The sequence below is a fragment of the Bartonella sp. AP258QHHD genome (assembly GCF_042196145.1).
In the GTDB taxonomy this organism is placed as follows: domain Bacteria; phylum Pseudomonadota; class Alphaproteobacteria; order Rhizobiales; family Rhizobiaceae; genus Bartonella.
Genome location: NZ_JBHIPR010000017.1, coordinates 882 through 1,181, shown reverse-complemented (window position 1 = coordinate 1,181; position 300 = coordinate 882). Strand labels below are relative to the sequence as shown.

Below are 300 nucleotides of genomic sequence, written 5' to 3'. Positions count from 1 at the left end.
AATCTTCTCTATACTTTTATCAAGCTGGGCTTTGTTAACAGCTTCATTACCATTCACAGCTGCCTTCACACCAGAAATTGTCCTATCGTTGCCTGCATTATTTGCAATATTAATTAGAGAACCTCCTGTTGCCTTACCTATGGTGATAGTACCTTCATTTTCCTCCTGCTTAACGAGGCTATTTTTTGTCGCATTCGTAATCTGATTTTGGATATTCGTGATAGAAGTATCAACAGCATTAAAAGCAGAACCAACATCATTATGAGAATTACCCTGAATTGTGTAAGTTGGTGCTTTACC

The 300-nt window shown here is 37.7% G+C and carries 1 protein-coding gene; it reads right to left on the bottom strand.

Annotated elements, in window-relative coordinates; all coding sequences use genetic code 11:
* A partial coding sequence (locus ACFIMM_RS02225) for a hypothetical protein (RefSeq protein WP_375692591.1) occupies nt 1-300 on the bottom strand: 300 nt, incomplete at both ends.